Annotated in this window: 11 protein-coding genes and 1 pseudogene; 7 read left to right on the top strand and 5 right to left on the bottom strand. The window is 71.8% G+C overall.

Features of this window, described 5'->3' with window-relative positions:
* Positions 1-45: 45 nt before the first annotated feature.
* The 5 genes and pseudogenes from ACQPY0_RS57120 to ACQPY0_RS57100 all read right to left on the bottom strand — a co-directional run bounded on the left by ACQPY0_RS57120 (position 46) and on the right by ACQPY0_RS57100 (position 4,434).
* A pseudogene (locus ACQPY0_RS57120) lies at positions 46-1,601 on the bottom strand (aldehyde dehydrogenase family protein).
* 74 nt (positions 1,602-1,675) lie between these two features.
* Positions 1,676-2,110 (bottom strand): T3SS (YopN, CesT) and YbjN peptide-binding chaperone 1, encoded by a 435-nt coding sequence (locus tag ACQPY0_RS57115; RefSeq protein WP_432981729.1) that lies wholly within the window; start codon positions 2,108-2,110, stop codon positions 1,676-1,678.
* Positions 2,111-2,144: 34 nt separating this feature from the next.
* Positions 2,145-2,702, bottom strand: a complete 558-nt coding sequence (locus tag ACQPY0_RS57110; RefSeq protein WP_432981726.1) for a hypothetical protein — start codon at positions 2,700-2,702, stop codon at positions 2,145-2,147.
* A 932-nt stretch (positions 2,703-3,634) separates the two neighbouring features.
* Positions 3,635-4,096: an HAAS signaling domain-containing protein gene (locus tag ACQPY0_RS57105; protein ID WP_432981723.1), complete on the bottom strand. Its 462-nt coding sequence runs from the start codon at positions 4,094-4,096 to the stop codon at positions 3,635-3,637.
* Complete coding sequence (locus ACQPY0_RS57100; protein WP_432981719.1) at positions 4,093-4,434, bottom strand: PadR family transcriptional regulator; 342 nt, start codon at positions 4,432-4,434, stop codon at positions 4,093-4,095. Before ACQPY0_RS57100 ends, ACQPY0_RS57105 begins: the two co-directional genes overlap by 4 nt.
* Before the next feature lie 80 nt (positions 4,435-4,514).
* Here ACQPY0_RS57100 and ACQPY0_RS57095 point away from each other — a divergent pair, with 80 nt between their 5' ends.
* From ACQPY0_RS57095 to ACQPY0_RS57065, 7 genes are all read left to right on the top strand, one after another.
* Entirely contained in the window at positions 4,515-4,964 is a 450-nt protein-coding gene (locus ACQPY0_RS57095) for a MarR family winged helix-turn-helix transcriptional regulator (RefSeq protein ID WP_432981716.1), read from the top strand.
* 70 nt (positions 4,965-5,034) lie between these two features.
* The gene (gene pulA / locus ACQPY0_RS57090; RefSeq protein ID WP_432981713.1) at positions 5,035-10,764 is read left to right on the top strand and encodes a pullulanase-type alpha-1,6-glucosidase; all 5,730 of its coding nucleotides are present in this window, start codon (positions 5,035-5,037) and stop codon (positions 10,762-10,764) included.
* Positions 10,765-10,803: 39 nt separating this feature from the next.
* Complete coding sequence (locus tag ACQPY0_RS57085; protein ID WP_432981710.1) at positions 10,804-11,028, top strand: hypothetical protein; 225 nt, start codon at positions 10,804-10,806, stop codon at positions 11,026-11,028.
* Between the two features lie 80 nt (positions 11,029-11,108).
* On the top strand, positions 11,109-11,498 hold the full coding sequence (locus ACQPY0_RS57080; RefSeq protein ID WP_432981707.1) for a hypothetical protein: 390 nt from the start codon (positions 11,109-11,111) through the stop codon (positions 11,496-11,498).
* 302 nt (positions 11,499-11,800) lie between these two features.
* Complete coding sequence (locus tag ACQPY0_RS57075; RefSeq protein WP_432981704.1) at positions 11,801-14,389, top strand: nitrate- and nitrite sensing domain-containing protein; 2,589 nt, start codon at positions 11,801-11,803, stop codon at positions 14,387-14,389.
* Positions 14,389-14,799: a roadblock/LC7 domain-containing protein gene (locus tag ACQPY0_RS57070; protein WP_432981701.1), complete on the top strand. Its 411-nt coding sequence runs from the start codon at positions 14,389-14,391 to the stop codon at positions 14,797-14,799. The genes ACQPY0_RS57075 and ACQPY0_RS57070 overlap by 1 nt, the downstream gene beginning before the upstream one ends.
* Before the next feature lie 15 nt (positions 14,800-14,814).
* Entirely contained in the window at positions 14,815-15,783 is a 969-nt protein-coding gene (locus tag ACQPY0_RS57065) for a TAXI family TRAP transporter solute-binding subunit (RefSeq protein ID WP_432981698.1), read from the top strand.
* The last annotated feature ends 69 nt before the right edge of the window (positions 15,784-15,852 follow it).

The raw sequence follows: 15,852 nt of genomic DNA, 5'->3' as shown, positions 1-15,852 counted from the left end.
GCGCGGATGGCCCCATCGGGGAATTTACGGCAAATATCCGATTTGTTACTGTTCGAGCCGATAATTAAGATCGGGCGAAATGGTCAGCGTGTCCATCTGCGCGCGCTGCAGCCGGCCCGAGTAGTCCCAGTTCATCGACTGCCAGCGCGTGAACTGGTCCAGCACCCACACCCCCGACTGGCGGCTGCCGTTGCCCGAGCGTCCGTTGCCGCCGAACGGCAGATGCGCCTCCGCGCCCGATGTCGAGTTGTTGATGCTGACCATGCCGGCCCGGGTGCCGCGGCGGAACGCGAACGCCTTGCGCGGGTCGGTGGTGTAGATCGCGGCGGACAGCCCGTATCCCGGTGCGTCGGCCAACTCGATCGCCTCCTCCAGCGCCGAGTAATGCGCCACGCCCACCAGCGGCCCGAACGTCTCTTGCCGGAACAGCTTGTCGTCGGGGCCGACGCCGTGCACGAGCACCGGATGGTAGAACAGCCCGGCTGCGGGATCGCCGACGAACCCGTCCCGCGGGTTGTCCGTGCCGATGCGGCCGATGCCCGTCGAGCCCGACACCCGGTGGTGGTCCTCGATCCAGTCGAGATAGCCCTCATACCGCTCCGCGAACCGCTCGCTCATCAGCGGCCCGTAAAGCACCGATGGGTCCGTCGGGTCGCCGATTACCGCGCCGCGGACCGCCTCCTCCAGTCGCCCCGTGAACTCCTCCAGCACGGTGTCGTGGACGATCAGCGTGCCGAGCGACGTGCAGCGCTGCCCCGCGGTGCCGAACCCGGCGAAGAGTGCCCCGTGCACCGCGAGGTCGAGGTCGGCGTCCTCGGTGATGACCATCGGATTCTTCCCGCCGAGCTCCAGGCAGGCGCTCTGCAGGTGCCGGCCGGCCAGCTCGCCGATGCGCGCCCCGATCTCCGACGAGCCGGTGAACCCGATCTTGTCGATCAGCTGCTCGCGCAGGCCGGCATCGAGGCCCGCGTAGGTCGTGTCGCCGTCGCAGTGCACCACCTCGAAGACGCCCTCGGGCACTCCGGCGCGGCGGATCAGCTCGGCGAACGCCTCGGCGCAGCCGGCCACGTACTCCGCGGGCTTCCAGACGACGGCGTTGCCGCACAGGAGCGCGGGCACCAGATACCAACTCGGGACCGCCACCGGGAAGTTGCCCGCCGTCACGATGGCCGCCACGCCCACCGGCACCCGGAAGGTGAACAGCTGCTTGTCGGGCATCTCGCTGGGGACGGTCTGTCCGTAGAGCCGCCGGCCCTCGCCGGGAAGAAGTCGCAGGTGTCGACGATCTCCTGGACCTCGCCCCGCGCCTCGGTCAGCGTCTTGCCGACCTCGCGCGTCACGAGCGCGGCCAGGGCCTCGAAGTTGGCCTCGACCAGGCGGCCGAGGTTGGCCACGACCCGGCCCCGCACCGGCGCCGGCACGTCCGCCCAGGCCCGCTGGGTGCGGCGGGCGGACCGGCACGCGGCGACGAACGTCCCGGCGTCGGCGAGCGCGACCTCGGCCACGACGTCGTCGAGCCGGGCGGGGTTGAGCGAGGGCACACGGTGGTCATTAGCCGCGACGGGTCTGCCGCCGACGGTGGAAACGATGAGGCGGTTCATGGGTCTCATCTTGGACCGGGGGTCTGACAGTTCCGGAGCGAGTGACCGGATAGAGCACGCTCCGTGCGGTGTTGCTAACTGGCTGTCGCGGGGGGATCGAAGGCCAGCTGCCCGCCGAACTGGTCGCGCAGTCGCTCGTCGTAGTAGTCCGCGGTGTCGGCGACCCAGTCGCAGGCGTTGCTGAGCTCGATCGGGTCCAGCGTGGACGCGAGCATCTCGGCCGCCGCGATCACGCTGTCGTCGCGCCAGAACAGCCGGATGAAGTTCAGCCGCCCGTTGAGCTCGTTGAGCTCGGTGAGCAGCTCCGGCGTGCGCGGAAGCCGGCGCAGCAGTGGCGAGAAGACCCGCACCAGCGGTGGCTCGCTCGCGATCAGGCGCAGATACACGACCGCGGTGCCGCTGCGGATCGCGATCGGCTGCGTGACCAGATCAGCGGGGACGTCCGACCGGCCGAGATACTCGGTGACGAGCCCGCGCACCTTCGCCCGTAAGGCGTCGTCTATCGACACGCGTCCACGATACCGGTGGCCCGCACGCCGCCCGTCAGCCGCTCTTGCCGGGCTGCCCCGGCGGCAGGAACCCGCGCCGCCGGGCCTCCTTCACCCACCGATGCGCCGTGCTGACCGGCACCCCGTGCCGATCCGCGAGGTCGCAGGCGGGCCGTGGCGAGGCCTGAGCATATTCGAGATACACGTCGGCGACCTGCCGATAGAAGATGTCCGGCCGCCCCCGCAGCCGCGCGGCTTTCGCCGGGGCCGCACGCGTGACCGCCAGCGCCGGCTCGATCATCTCCCACCCGACGTCCTCGGCCACCGGCGGTGCGACGGGTCTCGCTCGAGAGCTCAACACAGGAGTCGTACTCCCAGTGCCCTCCGCCGCCAGCTGCGCGTTAGCCGCCGCCTCGATACGCCCGACGGGGATGGCCCGCAGCAGCTCGGCGCTCGGCGTCCCCTCGATCCGCAGCCCCGTCAACACCAGCCGCCCGCCCGGCCCCACGCCGACTCGCACCAGCACGGCCCCGGCCAGCGGCGGCTCGTCCTGGCGCCATTCATACCAGTCCTCGCCCGCCGGGAGATCGACTGGAAAGAGACGGCCCCGCACGCGGCAAGGCTATCCACAATTCCGCAAATCAACAATTGCGCTCACCTAGACGTCTAGATACGCTGATCTGGACCCACCAGCCACAGGGCGTTCGGGACCGGGGGACGGTCGCGTGCTTGGGGGGCCTGGGCAGGCAGCCGATGGCCGGTGGCTCGTCCGCACTGAGAACGGGGGAACGGGGCGGTGTGGACGGGGACCGCCGAGCGGACCGCGGACAGACGCGATCCGCTCGGCGGTGTCGGGGGAGGGGAGCTGCGGTCGCGGGGTCTCGCCGGGCCCCGCGGCCGCTTCCGATCGAGCGGATGATGGTGCGGTTGGGGACCGCAATAACGCGCTTTCTGCGGGTGTGCGCGGCAAGCGGAGGATGCGCGGTCGGGGGCGTGCGCGGCGAGCAGGGGGCCGACCGGCCGCCGCGGCGGCGATCGGCGGAGCGCAGTTGGGGGTGTGCACGCCAAGGGGATGACGCTCGGTCGGGGATGTGTGCGGCGAGCAGGGGATGCGCGGTTGGGTGTGTGCGGCGAGCAGGGGCCGACTGGCCGCCGTGGCGGCGATCGGCGGAGCGCGGTTGGGGGTGTGCGCGGCAAGCGGAGGATGCGCGGTCAGGGGCGTGCGCGGCGAGCAGGGGGCCGACCGGCCGCCGCGGCGGCGATCGGCGGAGCGCAGTTGGGGGTGTGCGCGGCGAGCGGATGACGCGCGGTCGGGGCGTACGAGGGGCGCGGCAACGTGCACTGTCTGGGTGCGCGGGCGAGCGATCGCCCCGGGTGCGCCGACGCCGGGTGCGGTGCATCCGTGGGGGTGCGCGGACTGGCGGATGGTGCGGTTGGGCGGTGCAGTAACGCACACTCCGCGGGTGCGCTTCGCCGAGGGGGACGACGCGGCTGAGGGGCACGGCGAAAGGGGCTCGGCGGGCGCACTCCGCGGGTGCGTGCGAGTCAGGACGGGGATGCGGTCGGCGCCAGACTCGGGGATGTGATCGGCGCCGGGTCGACCGAGGAGTCTCCCGAGGAGGAGGACGACGAGGCGAACAGCACGAAGGCGGCCAGGCCCGCCAACACGCACATGGTGGCCACCGCGCCGATTGTGACCAGAACCCAGATCAGTGCGGCCGACCGCTTCTTCGGCTCGATGACGATCGGGGGCGCCGGAGCGGGAGCCGCGGTGGGCTCCGCGTCGTAGAGGGCCTCGGCCGCCACCTCCTCCGGGTCGCCCAGGAGTTCCAGGATCGAGCGGACCTCGATCTCGGTCTCCTTGCCCGGTGCCAGCTCCGCCCGCTTGGCCGCGAGCTGCTCGCTCAGGTCGGCGAGCAGCTCGGCGCGCCGGTGGGCGGGAACGCCGGCCAAGGCCTGCTCGACGGCGCGCAGATAGTCGTTGACCAGGTCATCGTAGGTGTTCATGCGGCCCTCGTTCCGACAATTCGGTCAACTGTGTCGCGGAAGGTCGTCCACTCGGTGCGGAAGTTCTGCAGGGCCTGGTGGCCCCGCTGGGTCAGGGCGTAGTAGCGCCGCGGCGGGCCGCTCGGGGACTCGCGCCACGTCGTGTCCACCCATCCTGCCCGGCGCAGGCGGGCCAGCAGCGGATACAGCGTTCCCTCGCTGGTCGTGAGCGTGCGCTCGGCGCCCAGACGGCGGACCAGCTCCACGCCATACTGCTCGCCCTGTTCCATCAGGGCCAGCACGCAGAACTCCAAGGTGCCGCGGCGCAGGGCCGTCGACAGTGAGCCCGGTACATCCATGCCACACAGGGTACCTGGCGGCGCAAGGTAGCGCCCCAACCGGGCTTGGGGAGGTTTCTGAACGTGCAAAAATACGTGGCATGACCCGCTGGCTCGACGAGGAAGAGCAGGCCGTCTGGCGTGCGTTCTACAGCGCGACCACGCTGCTGATCGACCGGCTCGATCGCGAGCTGCAGCACGAGGCCGGGATGCCGCATGCGTACTACGAGATCCTCGTCGTGCTCTCCGAGTCACCCGGGCGATCGCTGCGCATGAGCGAGCTCGCGCTGCGGACCCGCTCGTCGCGCAGCCGGCTCTCGCACGCCGTCACCAAGCTCGAGGGGCGCGGCTGGGTGCGGCGCCGCGACTGCGACGACGACAAGCGTGGACAGTTCGCCGACCTCACCGACGAGGGCTTCGCGGCCCTGGCCGCCGCGGCGCCGGGGCACGTGGAGACGGTCCGGACGCACCTGTTCGATCCGCTCACCCCGGACCAGCTGGCGCAACTGCGGCAAATCAGCGAGGCGATCAACGAGACGCTGAAGAGTTGAGAAGTCAGGCCTTGTAACGATCTTTGCCGATGGATACGGTGCCCACCTCGGCAGAGAGGTAGGCCCCGCCATGCCGTCCGCCAAGCATCTGACGTTAGGCATCCTGACGACGCTCGCCGTGCTCGCCGCCGTGCCCGGTGACAACCCGCGCACCCCCGACGTGCCGCAGTCGCCGACCGGCTACTCGCAAGGCGTTCCGGAGTGGGCCAAGGAGCCCTCGATCGCGAGCCTGCTCGAAAACCAAGGCGCCGAGCGGGCCGAGCAGTTCTACTTCGTGCTCGCCGACCGCTTCGCCGACGGCGACCGGAGCAACAACACCGGCGGGATCAAGGGCGACCGGCTCAGCACCGGCTACGACCCCACCGACAAGGGCTTCTACCACGGCGGCGACCTCAAGGGCGTCATCGACAAGCTCGACTACATCCAGGGGCTCGGCACGACCGCGATCTGGCTCGCGCCGGTGTTCAAGAACCGGCCGGTGCAGGGCAGCGGCAGCGACGTCTCGGCGGGCTACCACGGCTACTGGATCACCGACTTCACCCAGGTCGACCCGCACTTCGGCACCAGGGACGACCTGAAGGTCCTGACGAAGAAGGCGCACGAGCGCGGGATCAAGATCTACCTCGACGTCATCACGAACCACACCGCGGACGTCATCCGATACGCGCAGAACCAGTACACGTACCGCGACAAGACCGATTATCCATACAGGGATGTAAACGGAAACAAGTTCGACGACCGTAACTACGCCGACGGCACGCACGGTTTCCCGGACGTCGATGTCAACTCGTTCCCCTACACGCCGGTCTTCCCGAACGAGGGGGACAGGAAGGTCAAGACGCCGGCCTGGCTCAACGACCCGACGATGTACCACAACCGCGGCGACTCGACCTTCAGCGGCGAGAACGCGGAGTACGGCGACTTCTTCGGCCTCGACGACCTGTGGACCGAGCGCCCCGAGGTCGTGCAGGGCATGACGAAGATCTATTCGGACTGGGTCAAGGACAGCGGCATCGACGGATACCGCATCGACACCGCCAAGCACGTCGACATGCAGTTCTGGCCGCAGTTCTCCCAGGGCGTGCGGGCCGCAGCCGACAGGGCGGGCAAGCCGGACTTCTTCATGTTCGGCGAGGTGTACGACGCCAACCCCGGCTTCGACTCGCAGTACGTGCGCAAGGGGCGGCTGCCGGCCACCCTGGACTTCCCGTTCCAGCAGGCCGCAGCCGACTTCGTGGCGCGCGGCGGCTCCGGGACCGAGCTCGCCGACATGTACGCCCAGGACGACCTCTACACCTCGGCCGGCACGAGCGCGCAGTACCTGCCCACCTTCCTGGGCAACCACGACATGGGCCGCATCGGCTACTTCGTCGCCACCGGCGGCACCGACCCGGCCACGCACCTGCGCCGCGACGAACTGGGCCACGAGCTGATGTTCCTCACGCGCGGCCAGCCGGTGGTGTACTCCGGCGACGAGCAGGGTTTCACCGGAGCCGGCGGTGACAAGGATGCCCGCCAGGACATGTTCGCCACCAGGACGGCCGACTACCTCGACGACGACCTGCTCGGCACCGACACCACGCACGCGGTGCCGCACTACGACACGAGCCACCCGATCTACCGGACCATCGCGAGCCTGGCCGGCCTGCGCGAGCACAACCCGGCGCTGCGGCAGGGCGTGCAGATCACGCGGTACGCCGACCAGAACGTCTTCGCCTTCTCCCGTATCGACCCCGATCAGCGGGTCGAGTACGTGGTGGCGGGCAACAACGGCACCGGCGCCAAGAAGGTCACACTGCCCACGACGATGGCCACGACGACGTTCGACCAGATCTACCCGTCGACCGGCCCGATCGCCGCAACCGCCGGCGACGGCTCGCTGGAGATCACCGTCCCGCCCCTGACCACGGTCGTGTTCAAGGCCCGCGGCCAGATCAAGCGCGCGAGCGCCCGGCCGCGGATCACGCTGCACGCCGACCCGGCGCCGGCCACGCTCGCCGAGATCCGGGCCGACGTCACCGGCGACCCGCTGGCCACCGTCACGTTCGCGGCCAGGGTCGCCGACGGGGCCTGGAAGCTCCTCGGCACCGACCACGCCGGCCCGTACGCCGCGTACCACGACCTCGACGGGCTCGCGGCCGGCACCAGGCTCGAGTACAAGGCGGTCGTCCGCGACGGCTCGGGGCGTACCGCCGAGGCCAAGATCACCACGAAGGTCGGCACGCCGCCGAGCGCCGCGGCGCCGGACTACGCGGTCGTGCACTACCAGCGCCCGGCCGGGGACTACGGCAACTGGGGGCTGTACGCCTGGGGTGACGTCCAGGACCCGATGACCTGGCCGGCGGGTGCGCCGTTCGCGGGGGAGGACGCGTACGGGCGCTTCGCATGGGTCAAGCTGAAACCGGGGTCCGCTAACATGGGCTTCCTGGTGGTCGACGGAAACGGCGTCAAGGATGTCGAGATCGATCGATCGCTCGACCCGATGAAGCAGTCGGAGATCTGGCTCAAGCAAGGAGATGCGACCGTTTACACCTCCGAGGCGGCCGCCACCGGCAGCGTGTCGATCCACTATGGACGAACGGACGGCGACTACGCGGGCTGGGGCCTGCACCTGTGGGGCGACGGCCTCGCCACGGGCACCGCGACCGACTGGACGAACCCGCGCCCGCCGGACGGCGTCGACGAGTTCGGGGCGTATTGGCACGTGCCCGTCGCCGACCCGGGCAAGCCGGTGAACTTCATCGTGCACAAGGGCGACGCCAAGGACCCGGGGCCGGACCAGTCCGTGCTGCCCGCCACCCAGGGCGAGGCGTGGATCCGCTCGGGCGAGGCGACCGTGCACCCGACCCGGGCCGCGGCCGAGCACACCGCGGTGCTGCACTACCGCCGGCCCGCCGGCGACTACGACGGCTGGGGCCTGCACGTGTGGACGGGCGCGGCGAGCGGCACCGACTGGGGCAGCCCGCTGCCGCCGTCGGGCACCGACGCCTTCGGCATGAAGTTCACCGTGCCGCTCGCGGACAACGCCGCGCTGCTGAACTACATCGTGCACAAGGGCGACACCAAGGATTTGCCGGCCGACCAGGCGCTGGACCTCGTCACCGTCGGGCACGAGGTCTGGATTCTGTCGGGGCAGGAGAAGTACCTGCTGCCGATCCCGGCCCAGGGCACCCCGGACACCGACGTGAACAAGGCGAAGGCGGTCTGGATCGACCGCGGCACGGTGGCGTGGCGCGCCGGGCCGACCGACGGGCACAGCTACGAGCTGTGGTCGGCGCCGGCCGGCGGGCTCACGGTCGTCGACGGGCAGGTGATCGGCAACGGCACGAAGCTCGCGATGAGCGCGGTGCCGGGCAACCTGACCGAGGCGCAGCGGACGAAGTACCCGCACCTGTGGGCGTACCAGAGCTTCCACGTCGACGGCGACCGCGCCGCGCTCGCCGCGGCCCTGCGCGGGCAGGTCGTCGCCGTCGAGCGCGACGCCGCCGGGCAGGTCACCGCGGCGACGGGCGTGCAGCTGGCCGGCGCGCTCGACGAGCTCTACGGCGCGGCCCTGAGCGCGAAGCTCGGCCCGGCCTTCGACGGTGGGAGGCCGGGCGTGAGCGTGTGGGCGCCCACGGCGCAGAACGTCTCCCTGGAGCTGTACCGCGACATCACGCAGCCGCCGCAGGTCCTCGCCATGCGCCGCGACGAGCGCACGGGCGTGTGGTCGGCGACCGGCGACAAGACGTGGAAGAACGTGTACTACAAGTTCCGCGTCACGGCGTACCAGCCGGCGGTCCACGCGGTCACCACGGCCAGCGTCACCGACCCGTACTCGGTGTCGCTGAGCGCGAACGGCACCCACAGCCAGCTCACCGACCTGTCCGACCCGGCGCTGCGCCCAGCCGGCTGGGGCGGGCTGCACAAGCCGGCGGCCCCGGCGCGCCCGCAGATCAGCGAGCTGTCGGTGCGTGACTTCTCCATCGCCGACACCACGGTCCCGGCCGAGCAGCGCGGCACCTACCTGGCCTTCGCCCAGCCGCAGTCGGCGGGGATGCGGCACCTGAAGGCGCTGGCCCAGGCCGGCACCTCGTACGTCCACCTGCTGCCGGTCTTCGACATCTCGACGATTCCCGAGGTGCGCGCCGAGCAGGCCCAGCCGCCGTGCGACCTCGCCGCGCTGCCGCCGGACTCGGCCCAGCAGCAGGCGTGCGTCACGCAGGTGGCCGACCGGGACGGCTACAACTGGGGCTACGACCCGTTCCACTACAACGCGCCGGAGGGCTCCTACGCGACCGACCCGCAGGGCACCCCGCGGATCACGCAGTTCCGGCAGATGGTCGCCGGGCTGAACAACGCGGGCCTGCGCGTGGTCATGGACGTCGTCTACAACCACACCACCGCGGCCGGTACCGACCAGTACTCGGTCCTCGACCAGATTGTGCCCGGGTACTACCAGCGGCTGCTCGACGACGGCACGGTCGCGAACTCGACCTGCTGCGCCAACACCGCGCCCGAGAACGCGATGATGGGCAAGCTCGTCGTCGACTCGGTCGTGCAGTGGGCCAAGCAGTACAAGGTCGACGGGTTCCGGTTCGACCTCATGGGGCACCACCCGAAGGCCAACATCCTCGCGGTGCGGGCGGCCCTGGACCAGCTCACGGTGGCCGAGGACGGGGTCGACGGGAAGAAGATCCTGCTGTACGGCGAGGGCTGGAACTTCGGCGAGGTCGCCGGCGACGCCCGGTTCGTGCAGGCCACCCAGGCCAACATGGCCGGCACCGGCATCGGGACCTTCAACGACCGGCTGCGCGACGCGGTGCGCGGCGGCGGACCGTTCGACGGCAACCCGCGGGTGCAGGGCTTCGGCACGGGCCTCTACACCGATCCCAACGGCGACCCGGTCAACGGCACCGCCGAGGAGCAGAAGGCCCGGCTGCTGCACTACCAGGACCTCATCCAGGTCGGGCTGACCGGCAACCTGGCCGCGTACGAGTTCACCGACTCGACCGGGCACCGGGTCACCGGCGCGCAGGTCGACTACAACGGCTCGCCGGCCGGATACACGCGCTCGCCGAGCGAGGCGGTGACGTACGTCGACGCGCACGACAACGAGATCCTGTACGACGCGATGGCGTACAAGCTGCCGACCGGCACCAGCGCCGAGGCGCGCGCCCGGATGCAGGTCGTGGCGCTGTCCACGACGGTCCTCGGGCAGGGCACCGGCTTCGTCACCGCGGGCTCGGACCGCCTGCGCTCGAAGTCGCTGGACCGCAACTCGTTCAACTCCGGCGACTGGTTCAACCAGATCCGGTGGGACTGCGCGGACGGCAACGGCTTCGGCGCGGGGCTGCCGCCGGCCGCCGACAACCAGGACAAGTGGCCATACGCGCGGCCGCTGCTGGCCGACCCGGCGCTCGTGCCGGGCTGCGCCGCGGTGGACCTGGCCTCGGCCCGCTTCGCCGAGCTGCTGCGCATCCGGGCCGGCTCGCCGGTGTTCGCGCTGAGCACCGCGGCCCAGGTCCAGCAGCGGCTGAGCTTCCCGCTCTCGGGCCCGCAGGCCACGCCCGGCGTGATCACGATGGTGCTCGACGCCCGCGGCCTGGACGGTCACTGGCGCTCGATCGTGGTGGTCTTCAACGCGGGCGCGACGGCCACCACCCAGACCGTCCCGGCCTACCGCGGCGCGAACGTGACCCTGCACCCGGTCCAGGCGGCCTCGGCCGACCCGGTCGCCCGGCAGTCCACATTCGACAGCGCACACGGATCGTTCACCGTTGCGGCGCGGACCGTAGCGGTGTTCGTTCAGGCCGCTTAGGAGGGTATGACGTGGGCGCGGTTGGGTATCCCCTTCGTCATGAGTCGATACCGCAACCGCGTCCTGAAGGCGACGGCCGTCATGTGGCTGCTCGTCCTGCTCGCCGACGCCGGCTGGGTGGCGACCTCGCGCGCCGCCCTGACCGCCGCGACGGTCCTGGCCGTTTGTGTCGTCATCTCCGCCGCCCTGCTTCACAAGTTCATGCAGAACCTTCGCGACGACGAGCCGGTGCCGGTGCGGGTCCGTGACGACCGGCGCCGCTGAGCGGCAAAGCCCCGCTTAAGGTTGGCACTTCATCCCCACAAAAGGCTCAACCCGGTCCCGGCGATGCCGTTGGGACCGGTGTGAAGCCCCTTCTGGTCGCGCTGATGATCGGTGGCGCGGCCCTCGGTCCGACGCCGCCGCCCGGGCCGCCCCTGCCCGGCCCGCCGGCCATCCTGGAGCCGCTCGGCCCGTCGGCGACCCTGGCCGAACCCAGCGAGCCCGGCACGATTCCGCCGCTCGTGACCCCCGTGGAGCCCTCCGGCCGCCCCCCGGCGAGCTCCGCCGCGCCCTCCGCCAGTGCGGCCGTGGCGACCCCGGCGCCGAGCGCCGCGAGCGCCTCGCCGAGCCCGCTGCCCGTGGAAGTGTCATCGCGGCGCCCGATGCTGTGGATCGGCCTCGGGGTCGTCGTGGTGGTCGCCGGGGCCGCCACCTGGCTCATTGCGCGACGTCGTCGTCACGCTCAGTCATAACTACTCGGCCGTTCGGCTAAGGACTCTTTAGGGATGCGACCTCTTCCAGTAGCGTGCCTGATCGTGTTCCGTAGTTGTTCCCAGCTTGGCGCCTCGGCGTCCGGGCACCCGCTACGGCACGCTCCGTATTGGAGGCGCTACATTTAGGAGGCCAGACGTTGGCAGGCAGCGGCCCCTCCCGCGCCCCGGTGCCGCGTCACGGCGTCAGCTCCGGCGCTTCGTCACGCCGTACGGCGGGCACCGACACCTCCGTCGCGGGCCACCGCCGCGGCGGCGGCCCCCGCGCGAACCGTCTGCGCTCCGTGCGCACCCAGCTCCTCGCCCCGATCGTCGTCGCGATGGTCGGCCTCTTCGCCCTCGGCGCGATCCAGGTGACCAGCGCCGTCTCCGCCGCCCGCGACGCCGGCCACGCCCGGACCCTGACCCTCACCGCCGGCAGCGCGGCGAACTTCGTCCACGAGCTCGAGCGCGAGCTCGCCGAGACCGCGGCGCTGCGCCAGCGCGGTGGCAAGAGCGGCGCCGCGCTGGTCACCGCCCAGCGGGCCCGCACCGACGAGGCCGCGTCGCGCTTCTTCGCCGACGCCGCCAAGGCCGTCGACTCGGCGCCGGCCCTGTCGGCCCGGGTGCGCGTCGCCGGCGAGAACTACGGCCAGCTCGGCTTCACCCGGGCCTCCATCGACAACGGCACCGCCACGATGGTGCTGGTCACCGACATCGTCTACGGCGGCCTCGCCGACGCGCTGCTCGCCGTCGCCGACGCGGTCCCCGGCCAGATCGCGGACATCGAGCTGGCCAACGCCGCCCGCGCGCTGGCCGCGACCGCCGCGATCGAGCACTACTCCGCCGTCGAGCGCGACCTGCTGCGCACCGTGTTCAGCCGCGGCGGCCTGCAACCCGGCGACCTCGGCAACCTCTCCCTGGTCCAGGGCGCCCGCGGGCAGCGTCAGGCGGACTTCCGCCGGGTCGCCACGCCCGAGCAGCAGGCGCTGTACTCCAGCGAGGTCCGCGGCACCGACGTCGACAACGCCGACGGCATGAGCGCCGCCGCGCGCAACGCCGAGCGCGACCCGTCCGGGCTCAAGGTCGACGCCGACGCCTGGTTCGTGGCCCAGAGCGGCGTGCTCCGCCGGATCAACAGCGTCGCCGTCGACCTGGCCGACAACCTCGACGCGCGCGCCGACCAGATCGCCACCAACGCCGCCTGGCGGGCCTTCGCGACCGCCATCGGCGCCGCGCTGGTCGGCCTGAGCGCGCTGGCGATCGCCATCATCCTCGCGGTGCGGACCGCCCGCCGGCTCAACCTGCTGCGCGGCGCGGCCCTGCAGGTGGCCCGCCGCGACCTGCCCGACGCGATCAACTCGGTCACCGCCGGCTCGGCCGCCCCGGCCCCGTCGATCATGGAGGGCGGCCGGACCGCGGCCGAGGTGACCCGCGGCATCGCCGCCCTCAACGACGAGGTCGGCCAGGTGGCCGAGGCATTCGGCACCGTGCACCGCACCGCCCTGCGCCTCGCCGGTGAGCAGGCCGAGCTGCGCGTCGACGTGGCCCGGATGGCCGAGGTTCTGGCCCGCCGCATCCGTACCCTCATCACCCGCCAGCTGCGCCTGCTCGACGAGTTCGAGCGCGACGAGACCGACCCTGACGCGCTGGCCCGGTTGTTCGCCCTCGACCACCTCGCCGCCCGCCTGCGGCGTAACGGGGAGAACCTGCTGGTCCTCTCCGGCGGCGAGCCCGGCCGCCCGCAGACCAAGGCCGTCGCGCTCGGCGCCGTCATCACCGCCGCCGCGTCGGAGATCGAGGACTTCGCCCGGGTCGAGTTCCAGCCCGCCGAGCTGGCCATCGCCGGCCCGGTCGTCGGTGACCTGGTGCACCTGCTCGCCGAGCTGCTGGAGAACGCCACCGCCTTCTCCCCGCCGACCGAGTCGGTCCTCGTCGATGCCCGCGAGACCATCGACGGCGCCCTGATCCGCGTCCACGACCAGGGCATCGGCATCGTCCCGGCCCGCCTCGCGGAGATCAACTCGCGGCTGGCGGTGCCGAGCGCCCTGTCCAGTGCCGCCGCCGGCACCATGGGCCTGCACGTGGTCTCCCACCTCGCGGCCCGCCACGGCATCCGGGTCCAGCTGCAGGCCGGCGGCCCCGGCGGGGCGGGTGGCTCCGGCACGATCGCCTACGTGGCCCTGCCGCACCGGCTGCTGGAGCCGGTCAGCGCCCTGCCCGTGGGCCGGTCGGTGGCCGCGCGGCCGACCGAGACCATCCCGGCCGTCCAGGCACCGGTCATGGCCCAGCGGCACGAGCAGACCCGCCCGGTCCAGGTGCCCTCGACCGTCGGGGCGCCGATCGGGCGCCCCGAGCCCCAGATCCCGCGGCAGCGCCGGCCCGAGCCGGCCGTGCCGCAGCCGGTCGCCGCCCAGCAGTCCGCCGCGCCCGTCGGGGGCATGGCGCCCTGGTTCCGCCCCTACCTCAGCAGCAGCACCGCCGGCGGGGGTTGGACCCCACCGCCGGCACCGGTCCAGCCGGGCGGCCACACCCCGCCGCGCGGCGTGGCACAGGTGATCGTCAATCAGCCGCCGGTCGCCACCGCGCCGCCGGCCCGGCCCCCGCAGTACAGCGCTCAGACCACCTGGGGATCCCCCGGCACATGGCCGCCCCGGCCGGGGAGCCCGTCCAGTGCCGGAGGTGGCTCGATGTCCGAGCAGGAGCAGCATCTTCCTCGTCGTCGTCCCGGCGCCCAGCTCGTGCCGGAAACCACCGAACCACGCGCCGAGAGCCGCGCCGCCGCGGCGGTCGACCCGGAGCAGGTCCGGTCCCGGCTGTCCGCGTTCGCCGAGGGTGTCTCGGCGGCCGCACGACGTAGCAGCAGCACGACCCCAGGACAAAAGGAATCATGATGTCTCAGCAACCGCACGGTGCCGGACAGCTCGACTGGCTGATGGTGAGCTTCGCGCGGCAGGTGCCCGACGTGGCGCACGCCATCACGGTGTCCGGCGACGGGCTGCGCCTGGCCTGCTCCGCCGACCTGCCGGTGGACCAGGCCGACCATCTCGCCGCCGTGATCAGTGGCCTGGCGAGCCTGGTCTTCGGCGCCGCCCGCGTCATGCAGGCCGGCCACGTGCGCCAGACCATCGTCGACATGGACGGCGGCGTCATGATCGTGATGTCCGTCGGCGACCGGGCCCTGCTCGGCGTGCTCGCCGCGCCCGGCTGCGACCTGGGCCAGGTGGGGTACGAGACCGCCATGCTGGTCCACCGCGTCGCCGACGCCCTCGATCCCCTCCCGCGCGACGCGCTGTCCCGATAACGAGAAGGCCGCCCCGTGAAGCTTCGGAACCTGGCGCTGGTGCTGGCGGCGGTCCTCGCCGTCGCCGGCTGCTCCAGCCTGCCCCAGCGCCCCGGCGCCGGGCTGTGGCACGGCGGGCGGCTCTTCATCGCCACCGGCAACACCACCGGCGTGTACTACTCCATCGGCGGCGGCTACGCCGACCTCATCACCAAGCACCTCCCCGGCTACGAGGCCCGCGCGGAGGCGACCGGCGCGTCCGGGGAGAACATCCAGCGGGTCGCGACCGGGGACATGGACATCGCGCTGACCCTGGCCGACACCGCGGCGGACGCCTACGCGGGCAAGGGCGCCTTCGACGGCCAGCCGCAGAAGATCGTCGCGCTGGCCCGCGTGTACAGGAGCTACGTCCATCTGGTCGTGCGCCGGTCCGCGAACATCACGAAGTTCTCCGACCTGCGCGGCAAGCGGGTCTCCACCGGCTCGCTCGGCTCGGGCGCGGACGTCGTCGCCGGGCGGATCCTCTTCGCCGGCGGGCTGAACCCCGACACCGACGTGGTCCGCCAGCGCCTGTCGCTGCCCGAGACGACCAAGGGCATGCAGGCCGGCACCACGGACGCGTTCTTCTTCGCCGGCGGCCTGCCCACGCCGGGCATCAACGACCTGCTCAATTCTTCGCCGAACGGCTACGCCATCCTGCCGCTCAACACGCTGCTCCAGCCGCTGGCGTACCGCTACGGCCCCGTCTATAGCGGCGCCAAGATCCCGAAGGCGGCGTACGACACCGCCAACGACATCGACACGATCGTCATCGGCAACTTCATCGTGGTCTCGCCCGACATGCCCGAGCAGCTCGCGCACGACCTGACCAAGATCCTTTTCGAGTACCAGACCGAGCTCAGCCGGGTCCACCCGGAGGGCGGCAACTACGACAAGGGCACCGCGCCCCAGACCGACCCGATCCCGTTGCACCCGGGCGCGGCGCGCTTCTACAGCAGCGGGTAGCCGACCGGCCACCGCGTTATGGATCTCTCATTCGCCGTAAGTGACGAGGGTGTCCGCAGCTGGGTGATG

It is taken from the genome of Dactylosporangium sp. CA-233914 (assembly GCF_050942935.1).
Taxonomy (GTDB): domain Bacteria; phylum Actinomycetota; class Actinomycetes; order Mycobacteriales; family Micromonosporaceae; genus Dactylosporangium.
Note: the sequence above shows the minus strand (reverse complement) of the source record. Positions and strands in the feature narration are given on the sequence as shown.